The following is a 22,277-nucleotide window of genomic DNA, read 5'->3' on the forward strand; positions in this document are numbered from 1 at the left end:
ACCGACGTGCCGCGGCTCTGCCTTTGGGCAGGCCGCAGATTCAGGTCCTGAGGGCGACGGATCGAGGCCATCTGCGCGACCACGATGGAAGCGAGTCGAGCACCCCTTTTAGGAGCCCCGGGAGTCCCCCATGTCGCAGCCACCCCTGCCGTACGCAGGCACCGCCCCCGCAATCCCCCATCAGTCCACAACTTCCCACGGTCCGGCCCCCGTCGAGGCCGCCGCGTACGCCACCGGGCTGAGCAAGGTCTACGGCGAGGGCGAGGCCCGCGTCGTGGCGCTGGACTCGGTGGCCGTGGAGTTCGGGCGCGGCCGGTTCACCGCGATCATGGGTCCGTCCGGCTCCGGCAAGTCGACCCTGATGCACTGCATGGCGGGGCTCGACTCGATCTCCGGGGGCTCCGCCCGCATCGGTGACACCGAGCTCTCCCGCCTGAACGACCGGCAGCTCACCAGGCTCCGCCGGGACAAGATCGGCTTCATCTTCCAGGCGTTCAACCTGCTGCCGACGCTGACCGCCATCGAGAACATCACGCTGCCGATGGACATCGCCGGCCGCAAGCCCGACCAGCAGTGGCTGGACCTGGTCGTAGGGACCGTCGGCCTGGCCGGACGGCTCCAGCACCGTCCCTCGCAGCTCTCCGGAGGCCAACAGCAGCGGGTCGCCGTGGCCCGCGCGCTGGCCAGCCGCCCGGAGATCATCTTCGCGGACGAGCCGACCGGCAACCTCGACTCCCGCTCCGGCGCCGAAGTCCTGGGCTTCCTACGGGATTCCGTACGCGAGCTGGGGCAGACCGTCGTGATGGTCACCCACGACCCGGTGGCCGCCTCCTACGCCGACCGCGTCGTCTTCCTCGCCGACGGGCGCATCACCGACGAGCTACCCGCCCCCACCGCCGAGGCCGTCCTCGACCGGATGCGGCACTTCGAGGCCACAGGCCGGACGAGCTGACACCCGCGCCCGCGCATCCGCTCACGCATCCCACCACCGCATACCTCGGTCTCCCGCCGCGTACCTCCAGGACTGACACCACCCCCATGCTGCGTACCGCCCTGCGCAACGTCCTTGCGCACAAAGCCCGATTGCTCATGACCGCGCTCGCGGTCCTGCTCGGCGTCGCCTTCGTCTCCGGCACCCTCGTCTTCGGCGACACCACCGCGAACGCCTTCCGCAACGCCTCCGCCCAGAGCCTCAAGGACGTCGCCGTCTCCGTACAGGACGAGCAGGCGTCCGAGGCCGATCCCGCCGCCGTCAGCCCGGCCCAGGGAAGAGGCGACAGGACGACCACCGCGCTGGATGCCGCGCTGGCGAACAAGATCCGCGCGCTGCCCGGCGTCGCCTCGGTGCGCGCCACCGTCACCGGCCAAGCCACCCTGGCGGGCAAAGACGGCCGTCCCGTCAACGCAGACAGCAGCTGGCAGAACCTGGCCACCAACTACCTGCCCGGCAAGGACGGCAAGGACAGTCACTTCCCGCTGAAGGGAGGCCGCGGCCCGGCCAACGACGGCGAGCTGGTCCTGGACGCGAAGACCGCCCAGAAGGCCGGCTACCGGATCGGCGACACCGTCCGCTTCGCCACCGACGGCCCCGCCCTGACCAAGAAGCTGGTCGGCATCGTCACCACCGACGACCCGCGCATCACCGCCGGCGGCACACTCACGCTGTTCGACACCACCACTGCGCAGAAGCTGTTCCACACTCCCGGCCGCTTCCACGAGATCGCCGTCGCCGCGCAGCCCGGCACCGACGAGCACGCGCTGACCGCCCGGGTGCAGGCCCTGCTGCCCGAGAAAGGCGCCATGGCCACCAGCGGCGCCGACCTGGCCGCCCGGCAGTCGAAGCAGATCGCCGAGACCACCACGCGGTTGACCAAGTCGCTGCTGGCCTTCGCAGGCATCGCGCTGTTCGTCGGCGTATTCCTCATCGCCAACACCTTCACGATGCTGATCGCCCAACGCAGCCGCGAGATCGCGCTGCTGCGGGCAGTGGGCGCCTCCCGCCGTCAGGTCGTGCGCTCCGTCCTCATCGAGGCAGCCCTCGTCGGACTCGGCGCCTCCGCCGCCGGCTTCGCCCTCGGCCTGGGCATCGCCACCGCCCTGCACCCGCTGCTCAGCACCAACGGCGCCGAGCTGCCCGACGGCCCCCTGGTCATCTCGCCCACGGCCCCGCTGGCATCGCTGGCGGTCGGCGTCGTCGTCACCGTTCTGGCCGCCTGGCTGCCGTCCCGCAAGGCCGCCAAAATCGCGCCGGTCGCGGTGCTCAGCAGCGCCGGCCTGGTTCCCCCCGCCCGCTCCCTGAAGGTCCGCACCATCCTCGGCACGCTCCTGACCGGACTCGGTGTGGCGGTCATGCTGTACGTCTCCACGCTGAAGACCAGCAAAGAGACGAACCTTATGACCGCCATGCTCGGCGGCGCCCTCACCCTCTGCGGCATGATCGTGCTGGCTCCGCTGCTCTCCCGGCCGCTGATCACCCTGGCCGGCAAGGTCACCACCCGCTTCTTCGGCATCAGCGGCAAACTCGCCCAGCAGAACGCCCTGCGCAACCCGCGGCGCACCGCCGCCACCGCCTCGGCCCTCATGATCGGAATCGCCCTGATCACCGGCCTCACCGCCGGCGGGTACTCCACCCAGCAAGCCCTCGACAAGGAGGCGACCCAGGGCCTGGCCGCCGACTACAAGGTCTCCAACAGCGCCTACCGCGGCCTCGACGCCACCGCGGCCGACAAGATCTCCAAGCTGCCCGGCGTGGCGGCAGCCGCCCCCATCACCTCCACGAACCTCGACATCCAGGGCACCTTCGCCACGATCACGGGCACCGACCCGAGAGCGCTCGGCGCGGCAGCGGACCTGAACTTCCAGGCCGGCTCACTGCGCGACATCGGCCCGGGCAAGGTCGCCGTCTCCGACACGTTCGCGCAGCAGGCCGGGCTGCATGTCGGCGACAAGGTCGACGCCGACCTGAGCACCGGCCAGGGCGACAAGATCAGGAAGAAGCTGGCGGTCGTCGGCATCTACACCAAGACACGCGCCGTATACGACGCGTTGGGCGCAGTGGCCGATGTGCTCCCCTCCACCGCCACCCAGACACTCGACAACGTCCTGGTCAAGGCCGAACCCGGCAAGGCCGCAGGGCTGGAGCCCCAGATCCGCAAGGCCCTCGGCAACAGCCCCCTGCTGAAGGTCCAGAACCAGGAACAGCTCATCACAGCCGACAGCGGATCCCTCACCACCGTCCTCAACATGCTGTACGGACTGCTCGCCATGGCCGTCGTCATCGCCGTCCTCGGCGTCATCAACACACTCGCCATGTCCGTCTTCGAACGCACCCGGGAGATCGGAATGCTGCGCGCCATCGGCCTCGACCGCGCCGGCATCAGGCAAATGATCCGACTCGAATCGGTGGTCATCTCCGTCTTCGGCGCACTGCTCGGGATCGGCACGGGCATCTTCCTGGCCTGGGCGGCGGGCGGCATGACGACGTCGTCGATGCCCCTGTACGAAACGGCCCTGCCCTGGGCCAAGCTCGGACTCTTCGTCGCGCTGGCACTGCTGATCGGCGTCCTGGCAGCCATCTGGCCGGCCCACAGGGCCGCACGCCTGAACATGCTCCGGGCGATCGCGTCCCACTGAACACCGCATGGGCCGCATGGGCCGCATGGGCCGCATGGGCCGCAAACGAGCGTGAGGCGAGCCGGCGCGCCGGTCACGCGGAGCCGACCGCTCTACGGCCTCAACTCCCCCTGACGCGGCCGACCACGTCACCCCACCACTGACTGTCGGCCGCGTCATCACCAAGTGAGGAACATCGTGACGATCACCGAGCCTTCGTGGGGACACCCCCTCACCACACCACCACGGCCGACACTGGCCCTCGTTCATCTGCTGCGGCCTGCGGGGGACCCGGCATGAACGCGATCTATCTGCTGCCCATCGGTACAGCCGCGCTGATCTTCCCCGCACTGGCCTTCGTGACGTTCGTGCCGACGGCCATCGTTCTCTACCGGCGGCACGGCATCATGACCCGCTGGCGGGTGCTGTCGCTCTACGGCGGCGTGTACTACGCGCTCACCGCCTTCTGTATGACGATCGTGCCCCTCCCCAAACCCTCCGTGGACGTGTGCAAGGCATACCCGTCCTTCGCCCACCCCCAGCTCACCACCGGCGTCGCCCTCTCCGACATCTGGAAGGAGTCCCACCACCGCGCCACCCTCAGCGCCCTGATCGTGCACAACCCTGCCTTCTGGCAGACCGTGTTCAACCTGATCCTCTTGCTGCCGCTGGGGGCTTTCGTCCGCATCCATTTCCGCCGCGGCTTCCCCGCCGCCACAGCAGCCGGCTTCATCGCCTCGCTGTTCTTCGAACTCACCCAGTACACCGGACTCTGGGGCCTCTACGACTGCCCCTACCGTCTCTTCGCAGTCGACGACCTCATCGTCAACACTGCTGGCGCCGCCCTCGGCTGGGCCGTCGCCGGACCGCTAGCCCGGGTGCTGCCCGAGCTGGACGTCCTGGACGACCGCGCGCTCACCCCGCTCGCCGCCGGCAAGGTCCCCTTCGGCCGCCGACTCGTCGCACTCCTCCTGGACGCGACCGGCGTCACCGTACTGAGCTGGATCATCGCGGTCATTGCCTACTTCGGGCCCGGCACTGAGGCAATGCTGTTCGCGCCACCGTTCGCCTTCGCACTGTGGTTCGTCGTCTTCCCCTGGCTGACCGGCGCAACTCCGGGCAAACACGTACTGCTGCTGCGACTGGTCACACCGGATGGCAAGCGACCGAACCCCGCACGGCTAGCGCTACGCGCCCTGCTCCTGAGCCCGCCCCTGGTACTCACATGCCTCGCCACAGGTGTGCTCCTGGCTACCGTCGCCGACCCCTCCGTACCGATCCAGCTCGCCGACGAGGTCGTCTTCCGGAACCTCTCGGCAGCCCCGGCGTCCGGATTCGTCCTGCTGCTGCCCCCGGCCGCCTGCCTGACTCTGATCGGCGCATACGTGGCCGCCGTCCGCCGCCACCCCCAGGGCCTGGGCCCACACGAAGCCCGCTCCGGCGTCCGCAATCACGCCTGCCCCCACACACGAGCACGCAAGCCCGTCAACCCACCCAACCCAGTCGCCCCGCCCAGCCCGGTCGCCCCACCCGCGTCATGGCCGATGGCGGAGCCCGGCGGCCCCCAGACGACCTGGTGGCCATCTGCGCCCCTTCACCCCGCACCGCCCCCTGGCAACGGTGTGATGACGCAAGAACCGCCAGATCAGCCGTACTCCCGTGCGTGAGCGGGCGGCCCGACACGTGCCAGTGCCGTGCCAGACAGACCAGTAAACAGCGGTCACCGAGGGGCATAGATTCAGATGGGCGCCCCCACGCCCCTGCGGCGTCTTCGCTGATCAGACGGGCGTTCCCCCTCGAAAGCCCCCTGATTCCCAAGCTCAGAGCGCGGGTTCGATTCCCGTCACCCGCTCCAGAGTTGAGGCCCAGGTCGGAGACCTGGGCCTTGGTTGTGGTCTAGATCATTATTGGGTCGCGTGCCATTCGCGTGCCATAAGGGACCGACTAACGCGTGGAGTTGGCATCCACAAGACCCTCCTGAGCGATTCGATCGTCCGCCATATCGAGTCGTGAGACGCAACTCTCGTGGCCCCTCGGGGACGGCATCCGCAGGCTTGCCCGGCGACTCCTCTCCGCCCCTTTCGCCCAGTAGCCGGACGCCGTGGCGCAGCGGGCACCTATGGGTGGTAGAGGGCGCGGGCGCGCGTCAGGTCGGTATGCCCGGTCTGGCCGAGGTTGAAGAAGTAGTTCACCTGCCATGCCTGGGTGCTGCGGGCCTGCCGGTTGGTCGTGGTCACCCACGGTGGATAGACGCGGAATCCACGTTTCCCGCCGGAGCCGTTGCGGGAGACGATGTTGCGCTCGCACAACACCTCGCGCGGGAACACGAACTGTCCGAAGCCGTCGTCGTCGCGGCTGCTGATGACGAAGAGGTCCACCCCGTCGTCGGCGTCGAAAGGACGGATCGGCCCCTCCGCAGACCGCTGCCACACGGTGACGAACTGGCCCACCTTCGTCGGGGTGGTCTTGGCCACGCGGAACCGAACCGAGCGCCCATCGAGCGTGAACGCGCACGCCGCGTACTCGGCACTCTCCCGTTCGGGCACCGGTAGTGAGCAGGCGAAACCGCTCGGGTCGTACACCAACGCCTTCGCCGCCAGCAGGTCACCGTGAAACCCTGTCCACGGCTGATTCGTCACCATGCCGTCATCCTGTCATCGCGCCCGTGCGCACTGCTTTGGCCCCTCATGCCACCAGCCGCCGGGGCGCAGGTTCGGTTCCTGCGCTCCAGTCTCATTCTGACCAGCGTTGAAGACGCTCGCACCGCCACCCCCTGTATCCCTTGTCGTCGAAGGAGCGACGAAGCCTCGACGGCTTCCTCACCGCTCGCCGTGTTCGCGGCCCGTCCGAGGCTCTTCCGCCAGAACCGGGTGGGCGCGACGGGTACCGGTGTCGATGAGGATCTGCTCGGCCTGGGTGACGTTGCCGGCCTCCACGGACCTGGCCATCGCGGCGCGGGCGGCTTCAGGTGTCGCATGCGGCGGAACCACCAGCAGGGAGAAGTGGTCCTGGTCGCCTCGGGTGATCAGGACGGTGTCGTCACCGACCGGGAAGGAGTCGATGTGCACGACCCGGTCGCCGATGACCAGACGCGTCGGCAGTTCTTCCCAGGCATCGGCGTCCAGGCCGACGCGCAGGACGGGGCCGAGATGCTCGGTCAGCGCAGCGATCAGACCGGGGAGCTCGGCGTCGATGTTGCGCGAACGCGGCCACCACGCGCCGTCGAGAACCTGCTCGCGGGTGTGCGTGGTCACCAGCCGCAAGAGGGCCGTCCCGGGCCTGACGGCCTGGTGGACCGCGTCCGGCAGAAGCTGCGGGACGCGGGGAGTGTCGGAGTCGGCCATGTGTGTTCACCCGCCTTCCGGGGCAGTGCGTCCGCCCGCGGCGAGGTGCCCTCGTCACTTCACCGTACTCCGCGTGCCGGGGCAACGCGGGCGTGCCGCACGGCGGCGGAGCCAGACCCGCATTCGCCAGGAGAGTTCCTGGTCACACGCCCCCTTTACGGACGGTTGACCGGAGTAGAGTGAAGAGACCGGGAGTACTTCGCGCACCGGCCCCGACGCCGGTGTCGCTCTCGGTGAGCAACAACACCGGGACGTCGACGACGAGCCCCGGAGACAGGTCCGCGCCATGACCGCGACCACCGACCGTACGATCACCAGCGAGCGCGTACCTTCGTCACCGGCCCGCCTCTCCTTCACTCCGGCAGGATCGCCTCCGGGTCTCCTGGATGGCGCTTGGTGGCCACGCTCTCGCGATCTCTCCCGCGAAATTCCCGCTCTGACCGACGTGCTGGATGCGCGCTGGGGCCGGATCACCCATGTCACGGTGAACCCGACCCACTGGCCCGTGGTGCCGCGAAAGGTGCCGGCGACCGGGCACACGGTGCACGTGGGTTGGTTCGCCGAAGAGCAGGACCCGAACAAGCTGATCCTCCACTCCTACACCGCGGGCCGCTGGGACCTGCTGGTGATCCCTCCGGAGACCGGCGCTGCCGCCGCCGCCCGGCTGATGTCCGCCGCGGCCACCCCCGGCGGCCTCCACACCGCCAGCGCGCTGATGACGAGCGAGGACACCACCCGTCACGCGCAGGAGGAGCTGCAGGAGGAAGAAGAGTGGGAGACCGACGGCGGAGCCGCCTCGGCGGCAGAGAAACCGGCCGAGTTCCTGACCTCCGCCCGAGGGAGGTGAGGACGTGGAGACGATCATCACCGTAGCCGTGATCATCCTCATGATCGTCGCGGGCATGGCTCTGATCCATCTGCTCAACGCGCAGCATGACGAGCGGATCGCAGCGTTCCCCCACAGCGAAGCCCTGCGAGGATCCGGACGGCGGAGCTGCCCGAACCGACAGCCGACCGAGCCCACTGAACTGCCCGTAACCACCCACCACGAGCACCACACCGGGGGCCGCAGATGACACCGACCTTTTCCTGACCGGGGGCGGTGGGTGTGACGCGACGGCATCACACCCATCGACACGTCATCCTGCCGTCCCCGAAGGAACGAGGCCACCATGAAGCCACCAGAACTCCCCTCGGCCGGACGCGCCGACGTACGCATCGTCGCCGCGTCACCCGAAACCGCCCGTCAGGTCGCAGACGTTCTCCGTCGTCACTTCGCCGCCACCGAACAGCGCAGCTACCCCGTCGACGACTCAGGCGGAACCCGCCTCCACCTCACCGTCGACACCACCCACACACCAGAGCCGGCGCAGCCCTGGCTGGTGACCAGCCGATCCTCCGGGGACGCCCGCACACAGACGGACGAAATCTGAAGCCAGAGCCAGCAACGGACAGCGGGGCGGGCGTACTGCGTCGCCTGTCCCACAGGCTCCGAGTCGGCGCCGACACGAGTGGACAGCGATCATGGCAACACTGCAAGAGCGGAAACACTACCGCGATGCGATCATGAAAGCCCTGTACGAGACCACGGAAGGCAATCGCTTCCTCGGCGTCACCGGGGCAAAGCTGCGCGACGATCTTCAGATCCCCGAGCAGGATCTGGCCGCCGCCTGCGCATATCTGGTGGGCGAAGGGCTCGTCACCGTCGACTGGGCACAAGGGAACACACCTGTGATGGTCACGCTGACGCACCAGGGAATCCGGCTCATGGAAGCCGAAGAGGAGGAGCAGGGCTGACGCGAAGCGAAGGCTGTTCACCCATCCGGCCGTTAGCGCTCGGGCTCCGCGACGGGTACCGGTGAACCATGGCTGGCACCTTCACCACCCGCACGATCAACATCACCACCGGCTCCACGGAGACCCTGCACGACCTCACGAACGCATGCTCCGCGTTCCTCCGGGAGGCCGCTCACGGGCGAAACGGTCTGCTGAACATCTTCACCCCCCACGCGACGTCCGGCCTGGCCATCATCGAGACCGGCGCGGGCAGCGACGATGACCTGTTGGCGGCCCTCTACGACATTCTTCCGGCGGACGACCGCTGGCAAGACCGCCACGGCAGTCCAGGCCGCGGCAGCGCCCACATGCTCCCGGCTCTGGTCCCACCGCACGCCACATTGCCCGTAGTCGACGGTGAGCTGGAGCTGGGGGCGTCACAGTCCGTCGTACTGGTGAACACCGACCGCGACAACCCGGAACGCCAAGTCCGGCTGTCTTTCCTCAGCTGACCACACGACCCTGCACCTGGTCTCCCCGAAGACCGAGCCAGCCGTCCTCTGCCAGGACCGCACTCAGATCAGGCTGCCCTGTGAACTCATCGGAGACCGCCGGCTCGGCAGATGAAGCGAAATCAGGCTGGTGAGGCGAAAGGGCAAGGCTATGGCGGAGGGTGATCGGCAGCCGGGCAAGGACACGGTGGACCGGTCGGAGGGGTTCGGCGAGCGGCTGCTGGGGGTGCTGCTGGACCGGGCGCACGAGATGCCGCCGCAGCTGATCGCCCCGCTGGTCGCGGAAGAGGCGGCCAGGGTCGGTGGCCGGGATATCTCGATCCTCCTGCAGGACTATGCGCAGCTGCTGCTGGTGCCGCTGCCAGGTAGGCGGCTGGTCGTCGGCCGGCCCGAGCTGATCGGTGACTCGCACGCAGGCGCAGCCTTCCTGGCCGGGACCCCTGTCGAGGTACCGCAGGACGACGGCGTCCGGCTGTATCTGCCGCTACTGGACGGCAGCGACCAGGTGGGCGTGCTGGCTCTCACCCTGGACACCGTCGATGACGATGACCGGCGCTTGTTGCGCAGACTTGCCGGCCTCGTCGCCGACCTGCTGGTCACCAAGCACAGCTACACCGACCAGTTCTTCCTCGCCCGGCGCCGCGAACCGATGAGCTTGGCCGCGGAGATCCAGTGGTCCCTGCTACCGCCGCTGGCGATGTCCGTCCCGCAGGTCGCGGTGGCGGGAATCCTGGAGCCCGCCTACAACGTCGCCGGCGACAGCTTCGACTACGCCCTCAACGAGGACATCCTGCACGTGGCCATGATCGATGCGATGGGCCACGGCCCGGATGCCGCCACCATGGCGACCGTCGCCATCGGCGCCTACCGTCACGCCAGACGCGCCGCAGTCGGTCTGTCCGAGATCTACGCGTTCATGGACCGGGCCATCGCCGAGCAATTCGGGCCCGATCACTTCGTCACCGCGCAGATGATGCGCCTCAACATCACAACGGGCCACCTGCAGTGGGTCAACGCCGGCCACCCCGCACCACTGCTGATCCGCAACGGCCAGGTGGTCCGGCAGCTGGAGAGCCCGACCACCTTGCCCGTTGGCTTCGGTGGTGAAGAGCCCCAGATCAGCGAGCAGATGTTGCAACGCGGCGACCGGGTGCTGTGCTTCACCGACGGCCTGATCGAGGAGCACGAAGCCGGCGAAGAGCAGTTCGGCGAGGAACAACTCATCCACTGGGTCAACCGCATCGAGCACACAGAGAAGGGAGTGCGGGCGGTGGTGCGCTCGCTCTCCCACACCCTGAAACAGAAGCGGGGCGGGAGCACCAGCGACGACGCAACCCTCTTCCTGATCGAGTGGCGCGGGGGCGCCGCCGACCACCTCGCCGTCCTGGAGTGAGCCGACAGCCGCACCACCATGTGGCAGAGCCGGCTCTCCCGCTGCTTCTTCTCGCAGCGCTCGGGACTCGCGGAGCCCGCACGATCCCCTTCACGTCAGCAAACCACAGCCGTTCGGGCAGACTCGAACACCTGAAGAACCCTCACGCACGGCCCAGATCTGGCGACACCACAGCCTCGGCGAGCCACCGTGCCACTTCCGTGCCAGACGGAGCGGTAAACAGCGGTCGACAAGGGCCGGAGACGTGCCCGAGCGCACCTCCCCCACCAGCGGCGTCTCCCCTGGTCAGGAAGGCATTGGCCACCCGAAAACCCCCTGACTCCCAAGCTCAGAGCGCGGGTTCGATTCCCGACAGCCGCTCCATGCAGAAGCCCCAGGTCAGTGGCCTGGGGTTTGTTTGTTGTCTAGACCACTCTCAGATCGACCAGCCGTCCACCCGCCCCATCTGCTGACGGAGGGGCTGATTCCGCGAACTCCCGCACCGACTCAGGCGCCTTGGCGGTCCATCTCCTCGAATAGCGAGACACATCTCCTATGACTTGAGTACCTGCACCTGAGGGGGCGTGATATTACGGACGCAAAATGAGCCCTGGGGAAGGTAGTTCGTTTGGCACGGTCCGGTGCCGATGGGGCTGCGCCGCCGGGTGGGGGTGACCGGCAAGGTGAAGAGCGGCCTTCGGAGCGTGCGCCGAGGTTGTGAAGTCCTGCCTATCGTTTTCGATGGGCGGCGGTTCGGCCCGGCCGCCCATCGGATCCCGTACCCGTAGGTGTCCACAAGGTCTGGTTGTTGGGCATAGGCATGAGGTTTCAGCTCTCGTGGCTGTGTGAGGTGTACGGGGAGAGGAGGGGGCGGCGGCACTGGGCGGGTGCCGCCGCCTTGGGGAACTGGCTTACGCGGCCTGGCTCTTCGTGTGCTTGGGCAGGCAGAACATCAGGGCCCACATCAGGGTGAGGGCGCCGCCGACCCACCACAGCACCGTGATGAACGCGTCGCGGTTGAGTCCGGCGTCGGGCGAGCCGCCAGTGGTGGCGAAGAACACCAGGGCGGTCAGCGCGGTGCCGAGGGCGATGCCCAGGTGGATGGCGGTGTTGAACAGTCCGGAGGCGGCTCCGGCGTTCTCGTGCGGGACGCGGGCCAGCGACAGGTCGGCGAGCGGGCCGCTGACCATGCCGAGGCCGAACCCGATCAGTACCACCGGAGCGGTCATCGCCAGCAGGGTCAGGTCTGCCTGGCCTCCGGCGGCCTGGAGTCCGTAGGCGGCCATCGAAGCGGACGCGATGAGGGCTCCGGCCTGGGGAAGGCGGCGGGCGAAGCGCCCGCCGCTCTTCGCCGCGAGCGTCGCGCCGGCCAGCTCTCCGAGGGAGAGCAGTACGAAGGCCAGGGCCGCGTGGAAGGGGCTCATGCCCAGTCCGCGCTGGAGGTAGAGGGTCCAGGTCATGAAGAACAGCCCGCACAGCAGGCCGTGCATCAGCTGCGCGGCCATGCCGCCGGAGAACTGCCTGCCCCGGAAGAGGGACAGGGGCACGAGGGGCGCCTTGTCCTGCTTGCGCTGCTGGTGGCGCAGGAAGACGCCCAGCGCAAGGAGACCGGTGGCGAGCATGGCGAAGCACCACAGCGGCCAGTGATGGAGGTGCCCCTCGGAGAGCGGGAAGACGATCAGGACGATGGCCAGTGCGGACAGCAGCATCCCGGTGAGGTCGAGCCGGTTGGCCTTCTGGACGGTCGACTCGGGGATGAACCGGCGTCCCAGGAGGAGCACGGCGAGGCCGACGGGCACGTTGACCAGGAAGATCGGCCGCCAGGAGAGCCCGAACAGGTCGGCCTCGGTGAGCAGGCCGCCCAGCACCGGGCCCAGGACGTTGGCGAGAGAGAGGACCGCCCCGTAGAGACCGAACGTCTTGCTGCGGTTCTGTCCCTCGAAGGTGACGTGGAGGGTGGCCAGGATCTGCGGGATCATCAGGGCCACCGCGACGCCCTGGAGCAGGCGGGCACCGATCAGCACGACCGGCCCGGTGGCCAGACCGCACAGCAGCGAGGCCGCGGTGAACACGATGGTGCCGATGAGGAGGATCTTTCGCCGGCCGTAGAGGTCGCCGAGGCGCCCGCCGGTGATCAGCCCGACGGCTACGGGAAGCGAATAGCCGGTGGTCAGCCACTGCACCGCGGCCGGTCCGGCGCCGGTCGACTCCTGGATCGCGGGCAGGGCGGTCAGGACGACCGACTGGTCGATCATGTCCATCAGCTCGGCGCCCAGCAGCACCAAGAGGGCGATCCAGGCCCCCGAAGCCATCTTCGACGGTCCAGGTGTGGGGTGGGCTGGGGGCTGGGTGGTGTGCTGCGGCTCGTTGTCGAGCGCGGGGGAAGGCACTGTGGGGCTCCTGATTCAAGGAGTCGGGGAGCCCTGCCGTCAGCCGCGCCGGGGTGAGAGAATCACGAAACCCGGGGCAGCCGGCAGAGCTGCACCCGGAAAATGACAGGGAAATGCGGGGGTGGGTGACGCAACTCAGGCCAGCGCGACGTCCGCCCCCGGACACGTTCAACGCCTCAGAACGTGGGGAACTGCGGACGGCTACTTGGCCTGGGAGATAAGTCGTCACCTCGAAACACAGCGCCGGGCCCCGGAACGGGCACAGGCGGAACTCAAACAGGCTAAAAGCCCCTCCGGCGTCCGTGCAACGCGATAACTCACCCGCTACCCCGCCGCAGCCTGCCGGGCCCGCAAGGTCACTCTTCAGTCCGCAAGATCCCCCGCAGGCAAGATCACTCTCCGATCCTCATTCGGGACGAAGAGGTCGTGGGTTGAAATCCCGCCACCCCGACAGGTGAAATACCAGGTCAAGGGCCTGATCCGCTGAGTGGATGAGGCCCTTGATTCGTTTCCGCAGATCGTTTGGGAGAAATGCGGGAGAAGATCTTGGTCGGCTTCTCCCAGCGCGTGACCGCCGGGGACCCCGCCCGTGCCCGACCCGGCCAGGACCCGCGAGGTGTCGGGCGATTCCTACTGGGCCCCATCCTCGCCGCAGCCGAGCGCGCCACCGGCGGCGAGCCGTGCCGGATATGCGCCGAGCCCATATCCGCCAAGGCGCACTGGTCCTACCGGGACTCTTGGGGCACGTCTTCCGGGGTGTCTGCGAGCCGTCTGCCTTTGCCGTACGTCCGCCGAAACCGCGCAGGATGGGCAGCGCCGTTGGTGGGCTCCCTCACGGGTACGGGGGCAGGGTTCAGGTGTCCAGGCGGAGGGCGTTCTTGGCGTGTGTGAGGGATGCTTCGGCTGGGGGGCCGCCGGGGTTCTCGGTGGCCAGGGACTGGTTGAGGGTGACGAAGGGGCGCATCCGGTGCTCGTAGCGGGCGTACGCGGCGTGGTGGTCGCCGTGCGCCCGGGCGAGGCAGTCGGCCAGTACGTGGGCGCCGACGAGGGCCAGGCTGGTGCCCTGCCCGGAGAGCGGGGAAGGGCACCAGCCGGCGTCGCCGAGCAGGGCCACCCTGCCCAGCGACCAGCGGTCCATCCGGATCTGGGCCATGGCGTCGCAGTAGAAGTCGGGCGCGTTCCGGGCGGCCTCGGCCAGACGGGCCCCTTCCCACGTCAGGGCGGCGAGCCGGCCGGCGACGTGCTGCCGCAGGGCCCCGGTGTCGCGCAGGTGACCGGCGAGCGGCGGGGACTCGAAGCCGAAGGCGATCCTGAGCTCGGTGTTGTCGCGTACGGGCATGATGCAGAAACCCGCGTCGCCGTCCCGCAGCCACAGCTGCCAGTGGTCCAGTGAGAGGAAGTTGTCCGCGCTGAACACCGAGAGGTAGCTGCCCAGGTGGTGGGCGAAGTGATCCTCGGGGCCGAAGACCAGGCGCCGAACGGTCGAGCGCAGGCCGTCGGCCCCGATCACGAGGTCGAACGTGCGGGACGCCCCGTGGGCGAAGTCGACGTGCACGCCGTTCTCGTTCTCGTCCAGCGCGGTGATGCTGTTGCCGAAGAGGTACTCGACATCCGCGAGGGTGTGGTCGTACACCATCCGCACCAGGTCCTCACGCAGCAGCTCGATGTCGTCGGTGTCGAGCCGGCCGCTGCTCCAGGCCGTCTCGGTGGAGCGCTCGATCTCGTGGCCGTCGGGGGCGAGGACCGACATGCCGCGCATCCGGGTGCGTACGTGTTGCGCCGGTTCCAGCAGGCCCATCCGCTCGATGACGTCGAGTGCGACGCCGCGGATGTCCACGGCCTGACCGCCCGGCCGCGGGCCCGGGGCGCGTTCGACAACCGTGGGGGCGAAGCCGTGGCGGTGCAGCCAGTAGGCGAGCACGGGCCCGGCGATGCCGCCGCCGGAGATGAGGACGGCCTGCATGGGAAGCTCCTTCATTACGCTGTACGCAGATTGAACGTGATGGAACGTACGGCGTACGCGTGGGGCTCTCAACTGGGCATATTGGCGGGGTGTACTAGGGCAGTTGCCGAGATTTCGGGGTCTTTGCTGCTAGCCTCTGCACTAGTACAGGAGAGGAAGGCCGCACGACGTGACGAAACCCACGGGCGCATCCGGTCAGCCGCCCTATCTGCGCATCGTTGCCGGGATCCGCCAGCGCATCAGCGACGGCGAACTCGCCCCCGGGGACCGGGTTCCCTCAACTCGTCAGCTCGCCAGGCAATGGGGGGTCGCCCTCGCCACCGCCACCAAAGCCCTGACCACCCTGCGTCTTGAGGGACTTGTCGAGACCCGTCCTCGGGCCGGTACGGTCGTCGCCGGGACGGCCGATGCCGGGGCGGTTCCCGGCGCGCCATTGCGCAAGCGCTCGTCGCCCGCCGCGGCTGCTGAGCAGGAGTTGAGCCTCGAACGGATCGTCCGCGCCGCCATCGGCATCGCCGATGCCGAAGGGCTGTCCGCGCTGTCCATGCGCGGCGTCGCGGCCCGGCTCGGCGTCGCTGCCATGTCCCCCTACCGGTATGTCACAGGCAAGGACAACCTCGTCCTGCTCATGGCCGACGCCGCCTTCGGCGAGCCGTCCTACCCCACCGAAGCGCCCGAAGGGTGGCGCGCCCGCATCGAGTTGGGCTCCCGGACGCTGTGGGCCGTGTACCGCAGGCACCCGTGGCTGGCCCAGCTCGGCCCCCTCACCCGCCCGTTGCTCGTGCCCAATCTGATCGCCCACGGCGAATGGATGCTGCGTGCCCTCGACGGCCACGGCCTCGACCGCGCCACGCTGTTCGACGTCCACGTCCTGCTCTACAGCCATGTCCAGGGCCTGGCCGTGAACCTGGAGTGGGAGGCGCACGCCGAAGCCTCCACAGGCCAGTCGGAGGACCAGTGGATGGACAGCCGGGCCGCCACCCTCGAGGAACTGGTGGAATCCGGCCGATTCCCGACCTTCGCCAAGGTCCTCGGAGCCTTCGACGACGGCTATGACCTGCGGCTCGACGCGCTCTTCGAATCCGGCCTCAGGGCACTCCTCGACGGCCTGACCCCCCTCATCGAAGGCAGCGGAGCGACGGCGGTGAGGTGAGGGAACGCGGGGCGTGGAACCGCGGCTTGACCTTGACCTCGCCCCTCGGGGCAGGACCGACGCCAAGACCACCCGCCAAGTCGCCGCCGTCACCTGCGAAGTCGCCGCTCTCCCGGAGGCCCGTCAGAAGCGACCTACGACGCGTCGTGCGGGTACCAGCGGAGTTCGATGGTGTTGCCGTCCGGGTCGGTGACGTACAGGGACTGGCCCTCGCCGCGGGCGCCGAAGCGCGGTCCGGGGCCGTCGACCACCGTGAACTCGCCCGAGTCGATGACCTCCTGCCAGTCGAGGGGCTCGACGACCAGGCAGAGGTGGTCGACATTGGAGCCCTCGCGGGGTCCCTGGATGAGGTCGATGATGGTCGTCGGGCTCACGCGCACAGAGGGGAAGGGCACCTCGCCCGCGCGCCAGGCGTCCACGCGGACCGGCTCCAGACCGAGCGGTCCGCAGTAGAAGGCCAGCGATCGCTCGACGTCGGCGACGTTCAGAACCAGGTGGTCGAAGGCGGTGACACGCATGGAGCTCCTCCGGGGATGCCGGGCCCCGGCAGGGCCCGTCGAATTGGTTACGCGGGGAACGCGAATGGTTGTGCGGGGAACGTAGAGGAACGTATAAGCCGGGCCGGCGGGCGCGCGATCGGTCGTTGGTCCTGGTCCGCCGGTCCCCGGTACGGGTCCGCCGCCGGTAGTAGGCCGCCCGATGGAGGAGCGGGAGGGGCAGGAGGGGCAGGCGATGCGGGCGGCGGGCGGTCATGGTGCCGGCTCCGGCTCGTCCTCGATCGTGATGCCGCGCCCGAACGCCACATGGTCCTTGATCCGGCGGGCCAGGGGGCTCGGGTGCGGGTAGTACCAGGCCGCGTTCGGATGGGTGAGACCGTCCACGGTGACGTCGTAGTACCGGGCGAGCCCTTTCCAGAAGCACAGCGACCTCGACCGGCTCCGGGTGAAGTACTCCCGGTGCAGCGCCTCGGGCGGGAAGTAGTGATTGCCCTCCACGATCACGGTGTGCGGGGCTTGTGCGATCACCGTGCCGTTCCATACTGCCCGCAGCATGTTCCTGCTCCTCCGCATGTGCTGGATATGCCGGGATTCGGTTTCCCGGATATGACGACGCTAGGCGCGGGCGGAAGGCCGCTTCCGTAACGGCGCTCACCATTCACCGACGCGCTCACCGTTCGAGCGATCCCGTGCTCGCACAGCGCCGGACAAGGTCTCCGGACAAGGTCTACCGTCCAGACAGGCGGAGGACCGCGACCGGAAGCCAGAAAAACAGAAACCGGAAAGGGGCCCGCCATGAACCAGCCGGAGACGACGACACGGATCACGGTGCTGACAGTGCCGGGCTGCCCGAACGCCCCGCTCGTCCGCGTACGCATCGCCACCGCCCTCGCGGGCCGGACGGTGCCGGTGGACCGGGTCGAGGTGCCCGACGAGGAAGAGGCCGTCCGACGGGGGATGAACGGCTCACCCGCCGTCCTGGTGAACGGCACCGACCCGTTCGCCGAGCCGGGCGTCCGGCCCAGCCTGTCCTGCCGGCTCTACCGCCACGCCGACGGCACCACCGACGGGGCACCCACCGTCGCGGACCTGCGCCGGGCCCTGGCAGCGAGCGGTCCGGCCGGAACACCCGGGGAGGGGTGAGGGGCCAGGCGCGGCGGGCTGCCGGGCCCGCTCCTTGCCCCACGGATCCCCGTCAGAAGCACCCTGGTGGCTAGGGCCTGTGGCTAGTGGCTGCCGGTGAGTTCGCCGCTGAGCTTCCCGTGGAGGTGGGCGCTGGACTGGTTGAGGCCGGTGATCTCGACGGTCTTGCCGCGCTCCTTGTACTTCGTCTCGATGGCGTCGAGGGCGGCGACGGAGGAGGCGTCCCAGATATGGGCAGCGGTGAGGTCGATGACAACCTTGTCGGGGTCGGTGGCGTAGTGGAACCGGTTGACCAGGTCGTTGGAGGAGGCGAAGAAGAGTTCGCCGGTGACGGAGTAGACGACGCTGGTGCCGTCAGGGTCGGTGACCGAGGTGACACTGGCCAGGTGGGCGACGCGCTTGGCGAAGATGACCATGGCGGTGAGGGTGCCGACGACGACGCCGATGGCGAGGTTGTGCGTGGCCACCACGCAGGCGACGGTGATGACCATGACGGCGATCTCGCCGACGGGCAGGCGCGTGAGCGTCTTCGGTGCGAGGGAGTGCCAGTCGAAGGTCGCGAACGACACCATGATCATGACGGCGACGAGGGCGGCCATGGGGATGTCGGAGACGACCGGGCCGAAGACGATGCACAGCACCATCAGGAACGCGCCCGCCAGGAACGTGGAAAGGCGGGTACGGGCGCCGGAGACCCGTACGTTGATCATCGTCTGGCCGATCATGGCGCAGCCGCCCATGCCGCCGAAGAAGCCGGTGACGATGTTGGCGATGCCCTGGCCGATGGACTCCCGGGTCTTGGAGGAGCGGGTGTCGGTGATGTCGTCGACCAGCTTGGCCGTCATCAGCGACTCCATCAGGCCGACCAGCGCCATGGCGAGCGCGTAGGGGGCGATGGTGGTCAGGGTGTCCAGGGTGAACGGCACGTCCGGCAGACCCGGCACGGGCAGGGAGGAGGGCAGGTCTCCCTTGCCGCCGACGGTCGGTACCGCGATCCCGGCGGCGACCGTGATGGCGGTGAGGACGGCGATGGACACCAGCGGGGCCGGGATCACTCTGGTGACCTTCGGGAAGAAGATCATGAGCAGCAGGCCGCCCGCGATGAGCGGGTAGACGGGCCAGGGCACGTCCGTCATTTCCGGCACCTGGGCCATGAAGATCAGGATCGCGAGGGCGTTGACGAAGCCGACCATCACCGAGCGGGGCACGAACCGCATCAGCTTCGCGACACCGAGAGCGCCCAGGACGATCTGGAAGACGCCGGCGAGGATGACCGCGGCGACCAGGTAGCCGAGGCCGTGTTCGCGGTTGAGCGGGGCGATGACCAGGGCGACGGCGCCGGTGGCGGCGGAGATCATCGCCGGGCGCCCGCCGACGATCGCGATGGTCACGGCCATCGTGAAGGAGGCGAACAGGCCGATGGCCGGGTCGACTCCGGCGATGATCGAGAACGAGATCGCCTCGGGTATCAGCGCCAGGGCGACGACGAGGCCGGCCAGGACCTCGGTGCGCCAGACCTTGGGGTCGGACAGCCAGCTGGGACGCAGACCGCGCAGGCGCGCGGCGGGGGACGGTGCGGAAGTGGACAAGAGAGGACCTGTCGTGCTCGGGCACACCCGGCGTCACCTGGGGCGTGCGGGAAGAGCGGGGAGCCGGGGCGGCTCGCCGCGGCGTCCGCGAGCGGCGGACTGAAGTCACAGGGCGGAGCGGGCGGGAGCGGACGGGAACGGGCGGCAGCGGGCGGGAACGGGCGGGAGCCGGAACTCCGCCACGCCGCTCAGGGGCGAAGGGTCACGGCGGGCAGGCGGCGGCGCTGGGCATCATGGGCATGCGCACGCTCTCTCCTGCAGGCATCGGACTTCGCCGGGGGCGTCGTCGGCCCCGACACGGCAGAAAGGCGCGGGAGGCATCCCGCACCATGGAGCGGGGACGGCACCATGAGCCGACCCCGACATCAACGACTCTACCCTAACGTTACGGTAGAGATGGAAGGCGGTCGCCGCGACCGCCGCGCGAGGCGAGGAAGGCAGGCGCGTGGGCAGCGAGCACATGCAGATCGGCGAGGTTGCCGCACGGACCGAGCTGTCGCTGCGCACCATCCGGCACTACGAGGAGACCGGCCTGGTCATCCCCTCCGCCCGCTCACAGGGCGGCTTCCGCCTCTACGCCGAGGCCGACGTCGCCCGCCTGATGGTCATCCGCCGGATGAAACCACTCGGCTTCACCCTGGACGAGATGCGCGCCCTGCTCGCCGCCACCGACCGGCTCGACTCCGGCGAGGAGTTGTCCGCCACGGACCGCGAGGAGCTCCTGGAGCGGGTGCGCGGCTTCGAAGAGGCCGCGCAGCGACGCGTGGCGGATCTCCGTACGCAGCTGGCGCGGGCCGAGGAATTCGCGGCCACCCTGCACGCACGTCTCACCCAGGCCGCCACCGTCTGAACGCCGCCACCGTCTAGGGCCTTGTCCGTGCGCCTCCGGGCGCCTCCGTGCGCCCCATTCGTGGCCCCTCGGGGGCGTGCGCGTCGCGGCGGGCGGCGCGGCGGCCGCCGACCAGCAGCAGGATGCTCGCGAGCAGGGGGAGCGGCCAGGGCGTGGTGATGAGGATGACGGCGTCCACCACGCCCCAGATCCCCAGTGTCCAGGCGAGGAACGGCGGTGGCGTGATGCCGCGGCGGTCCAGCCACAGGACGATCAGGCCGACCACGACGAGCGGCGGGCCGAAGCTCTCCAGGGACAGCCAGAGCACGCTGTTGGCCGGGCTCATATCGGAGAAGCCCTCGCCCCACAGCGCCCCGCTGAACCACTCCCCGGCGTAGCGCGCCGCTCCCTCCAGCGTCAGGGCGAGCAGCGTATGCGCGGCTCCGAGGAACACGAGGAGCCAGCCGGCGCATTTGATCATCTGAGTTCTCCCGTTCGGAATTACGGAACCAACGGTTTCGATACTCTTGGTTTCATATGATGGCCCCATGTCTGCGCGAAGGCAAGCCGGAAGCCAGGGGGGCCGTCCCAGGGACAGCCGCGTCGACGAGGCCATCGCCTCCGCCGTTCGAGAGCTGCTGACCGAGGTGGGTTACCTGCGGCTCACGATGGCCGAGGTGGCCGCGCGAGCAGGCGTGGGCAAGGCGGCGATCTACCGGCGGCACGCCACCAAACAAGAAATGATCTTTGACGTCCTCCTGCCGGACCGGTTCCTGGCCGTGGCACCCGACCGCGGGTCCCTCCGCGCGGACCTGGCCGCCGTGCTCACCGAGATCGCGGACAGCATGGCCGCCCCGCCGCAGGGGACGGTCCCGGGCCTGCTGGCCGATATCCACGCCGACCCCGCACTACGCGAGCGGTTCGACGAGAGATACCTCGGCGCCCAGCGCCAGACCCTCACGGAGATCCTGGACCGGGCGGCCGCACGCGGCGAACTCACCGCCCGCCCCGACCCTGCCGCCCTCAACGCCCTGCTGGTCGGCCCCGTCTTCGCCTGGCTGTTCCTGCTGTCCGAATCCCCCGGCCGGCTCCCCGCCCTGACCTCCGCACTTCTCGACGCGGCACTCGCCCTCAGCGGCGGCAGCAGCGACAACGGTGGCAGCGGGCCAGAATCGGGGCATGTGCACGGAGCGACGGAGGAGAGTCCCCGCCGGGGTGGTCGCGGTGACGGGAAGTTCGGGCCGCGTCGGATCGGCCCTGGCGGCGGCGCTTGACGCGGCCGGCTGGACGGTCCGGGGTGTGGACCGGGCGTCCGGGCGGTGGACGGGTGTCGTCGGAGACCTGCGGGACCGGGCCGTGCGGCTGGCCGCGTTGCGGTCGGCCGATGTCCTGGTCCATGCCGCGGCGCTGCACGCGCCGCACGTCGGGCGGCTGACCGAGGACGAGTTCCGTGCCGTGAACGTGGGGGTGACCGCGGAGTTGCTCGCCGAGGCCGGCCGCGTCGGTGTGCGGCGGGTCCTCTACATCAGCAGTACGAGCGTCTACGGGCACGCCTTGGTGCCCGTGGACCGCGCGGTGTGGGTGGACGAGCAGCTCGCCCCGCTGCCGCGGGACATCTACGACGAGACCAAGCTGGCCGCCGAGGAGCTGACCGCCGCCTGCGCCGTCCCCTCGGTCACGCTGCGCGTAGCGCGCTGCTTCCCCGAGCCGTTGCCGGTGCTGGCCGCCCATCTCCTGCACCGGGCGGTCGACATGGCCGACGTGGCCGCGGCGGGAGTGCTCGCCGTGTCGCGCACCGACGTGACCGGGACGTTCAACATCTCCGGGCCGCACCCCTTCCGCCGGGCGGACTGCCCTTCCCTGCACCGCGATGCGGGCGCGGTACTCGCCGCCCGGGTCCCGGACATCTGCGCCGCGTTCCGCGACCGCGGATGGCCGGTGCCCGACCGCCTGGACCGGGTGTACGACTCGGCCGCCGCCACAAAAGCCTTCGGCTACCGTCCCGTTCGCGGGGTGCGGCACCTGCTGCGCACTGCCGCCGCCGGACCAACTCCGGGCCGACCTGACGGGACGTCGGCCGATCCCGAACGGTAGGCA

General features: G+C 69.4%; 22 protein-coding genes. 14 read left to right on the forward strand and 8 right to left on the reverse strand.

Translation table 11 applies throughout. The annotated features are described in order from the left end of the window. Positions 1-130 precede the first annotated feature (130 nt). From AZE13_RS08705 to AZE13_RS08715, 3 genes are all read left to right on the forward strand, one after another. The gene (locus tag AZE13_RS08705; RefSeq protein WP_079123829.1) at positions 131-952 is read left to right on the forward strand and encodes an ABC transporter ATP-binding protein; all 822 of its coding nucleotides are present in this window, start codon (positions 131-133) and stop codon (positions 950-952) included. 86 nt (positions 953-1,038) lie between these two features. Then, positions 1,039-3,633 (forward strand): ABC transporter permease, encoded by a 2,595-nt coding sequence (locus tag AZE13_RS08710; RefSeq protein ID WP_066928748.1) that lies wholly within the window; start codon positions 1,039-1,041, stop codon positions 3,631-3,633. 275 nt (positions 3,634-3,908) lie between these two features. After that, positions 3,909-5,279, forward strand: coding sequence for a VanZ family protein (locus AZE13_RS08715; RefSeq protein ID WP_066928750.1), 1,371 nt, complete (start codon positions 3,909-3,911; stop codon positions 5,277-5,279). Positions 5,280-5,729: 450 nt separating this feature from the next. On the opposite strand, the gene AZE13_RS08720 is transcribed toward AZE13_RS08715, so the two are convergent. Then, positions 5,730-6,254: a MepB family protein gene (locus AZE13_RS08720; RefSeq protein WP_066928752.1), complete on the reverse strand. Its 525-nt coding sequence runs from the start codon at positions 6,252-6,254 to the stop codon at positions 5,730-5,732. Between the two features lie 177 nt (positions 6,255-6,431). Next, complete coding sequence (locus AZE13_RS08725) at positions 6,432-6,956, reverse strand: DUF5994 family protein (protein WP_066928754.1); 525 nt, start codon at positions 6,954-6,956, stop codon at positions 6,432-6,434. 286 nt (positions 6,957-7,242) lie between these two features. Here AZE13_RS08725 and AZE13_RS08730 point away from each other — a divergent pair, with 286 nt between their 5' ends. The 6 genes from AZE13_RS08730 to AZE13_RS08755 all read left to right on the forward strand — a co-directional run bounded on the left by AZE13_RS08730 (position 7,243) and on the right by AZE13_RS08755 (position 10,637). Further along, a complete protein-coding gene (locus AZE13_RS08730; RefSeq protein WP_066928756.1) occupies positions 7,243-7,803 on the forward strand; it encodes a DUF5994 family protein in 561 nt (186 codons plus the stop codon). A gap of 4 nt (positions 7,804-7,807) precedes the next feature. Continuing rightward, entirely contained in the window at positions 7,808-8,032 is a 225-nt protein-coding gene (locus AZE13_RS08735; RefSeq protein WP_066928758.1) for a hypothetical protein, read from the forward strand. A gap of 96 nt (positions 8,033-8,128) precedes the next feature. Next, entirely contained in the window at positions 8,129-8,389 is a 261-nt protein-coding gene (locus AZE13_RS08740; protein WP_066928760.1) for a hypothetical protein, read from the forward strand. Between the two features lie 91 nt (positions 8,390-8,480). Then, the gene (locus AZE13_RS08745; protein ID WP_066928762.1) at positions 8,481-8,753 is read left to right on the forward strand and encodes a hypothetical protein; all 273 of its coding nucleotides are present in this window, start codon (positions 8,481-8,483) and stop codon (positions 8,751-8,753) included. A 68-nt stretch (positions 8,754-8,821) separates the two neighbouring features. Next, a complete protein-coding gene (locus AZE13_RS08750; protein WP_066928764.1) occupies positions 8,822-9,244 on the forward strand; it encodes a YjbQ family protein in 423 nt (140 codons plus the stop codon). Between the two features lie 151 nt (positions 9,245-9,395). After that, a complete protein-coding gene (locus tag AZE13_RS08755) occupies positions 9,396-10,637 on the forward strand; it encodes a PP2C family protein-serine/threonine phosphatase (RefSeq protein ID WP_066928766.1) in 1,242 nt (413 codons plus the stop codon). Between the two features lie 890 nt (positions 10,638-11,527). On the opposite strand, the gene AZE13_RS08760 is transcribed toward AZE13_RS08755, so the two are convergent. After that, entirely contained in the window at positions 11,528-13,006 is a 1,479-nt protein-coding gene (locus tag AZE13_RS08760) for an MFS transporter (protein WP_066928768.1), read from the reverse strand. An 853-nt stretch (positions 13,007-13,859) separates the two neighbouring features. Next, the gene (locus AZE13_RS08765; protein ID WP_066928770.1) at positions 13,860-14,969 is read right to left on the reverse strand and encodes an FAD-dependent monooxygenase; all 1,110 of its coding nucleotides are present in this window, start codon (positions 14,967-14,969) and stop codon (positions 13,860-13,862) included. A gap of 169 nt (positions 14,970-15,138) precedes the next feature. On the opposite strand from AZE13_RS08765, the gene AZE13_RS08770 reads away from it, so the two are divergent. Then, complete coding sequence (locus AZE13_RS08770) at positions 15,139-16,122, forward strand: TetR/AcrR family transcriptional regulator C-terminal domain-containing protein (protein WP_066928772.1); 984 nt, start codon at positions 15,139-15,141, stop codon at positions 16,120-16,122. 134 nt (positions 16,123-16,256) lie between these two features. Here AZE13_RS08770 and AZE13_RS08775 read toward each other — a convergent pair whose 3' ends face one another. After that, the gene (locus tag AZE13_RS08775; RefSeq protein ID WP_066928774.1) at positions 16,257-16,640 is read right to left on the reverse strand and encodes a VOC family protein; all 384 of its coding nucleotides are present in this window, start codon (positions 16,638-16,640) and stop codon (positions 16,257-16,259) included. A 231-nt stretch (positions 16,641-16,871) separates the two neighbouring features. After that, on the reverse strand, positions 16,872-17,174 hold the full coding sequence (locus tag AZE13_RS08780) for a DUF427 domain-containing protein (protein WP_066928775.1): 303 nt from the start codon (positions 17,172-17,174) through the stop codon (positions 16,872-16,874). 240 nt (positions 17,175-17,414) lie between these two features. Here AZE13_RS08780 and AZE13_RS08785 point away from each other — a divergent pair, with 240 nt between their 5' ends. Beyond that, positions 17,415-17,762: a hypothetical protein gene (locus AZE13_RS08785; RefSeq protein WP_066928777.1), complete on the forward strand. Its 348-nt coding sequence runs from the start codon at positions 17,415-17,417 to the stop codon at positions 17,760-17,762. 83 nt (positions 17,763-17,845) lie between these two features. Here the strand turns inward: AZE13_RS08785 and AZE13_RS08790 are convergent, their stop codons facing one another. Continuing rightward, the gene (locus AZE13_RS08790) at positions 17,846-19,351 is read right to left on the reverse strand and encodes a SulP family inorganic anion transporter (protein WP_066928779.1); all 1,506 of its coding nucleotides are present in this window, start codon (positions 19,349-19,351) and stop codon (positions 17,846-17,848) included. 445 nt (positions 19,352-19,796) lie between these two features. On the opposite strand from AZE13_RS08790, the gene AZE13_RS08795 reads away from it, so the two are divergent. Next, positions 19,797-20,201 carry a MerR family transcriptional regulator gene (locus AZE13_RS08795; RefSeq protein ID WP_066928781.1) on the forward strand — a complete coding sequence of 135 codons (405 nt, stop codon included), beginning with the start codon at positions 19,797-19,799 and terminating at the stop codon, positions 20,199-20,201. Between the two features lie 13 nt (positions 20,202-20,214). On the opposite strand, the gene AZE13_RS08800 is transcribed toward AZE13_RS08795, so the two are convergent. Beyond that, positions 20,215-20,661: a DUF6463 family protein gene (locus AZE13_RS08800; RefSeq protein ID WP_066928783.1), complete on the reverse strand. Its 447-nt coding sequence runs from the start codon at positions 20,659-20,661 to the stop codon at positions 20,215-20,217. A 67-nt stretch (positions 20,662-20,728) separates the two neighbouring features. On the opposite strand from AZE13_RS08800, the gene AZE13_RS08805 reads away from it, so the two are divergent. Both AZE13_RS08805 and AZE13_RS08810 read left to right on the forward strand, forming a co-directional pair. Then, positions 20,729-21,454, forward strand: coding sequence for a TetR/AcrR family transcriptional regulator (locus AZE13_RS08805; RefSeq protein WP_079123830.1), 726 nt, complete (start codon positions 20,729-20,731; stop codon positions 21,452-21,454). Further along, positions 21,405-22,274, forward strand: a complete 870-nt coding sequence (locus AZE13_RS08810) for an NAD-dependent epimerase/dehydratase family protein (protein WP_066929491.1) — start codon at positions 21,405-21,407, stop codon at positions 22,272-22,274. Before AZE13_RS08805 ends, AZE13_RS08810 begins: the two co-directional genes overlap by 50 nt. The last annotated feature ends 3 nt before the right edge of the window (positions 22,275-22,277 follow it).

It is taken from the genome of Streptomyces sp. NBRC 110611 (genome assembly GCF_001590865.1).
Lineage (GTDB): Bacteria > Actinomycetota > Actinomycetes > Streptomycetales > Streptomycetaceae > Streptomyces.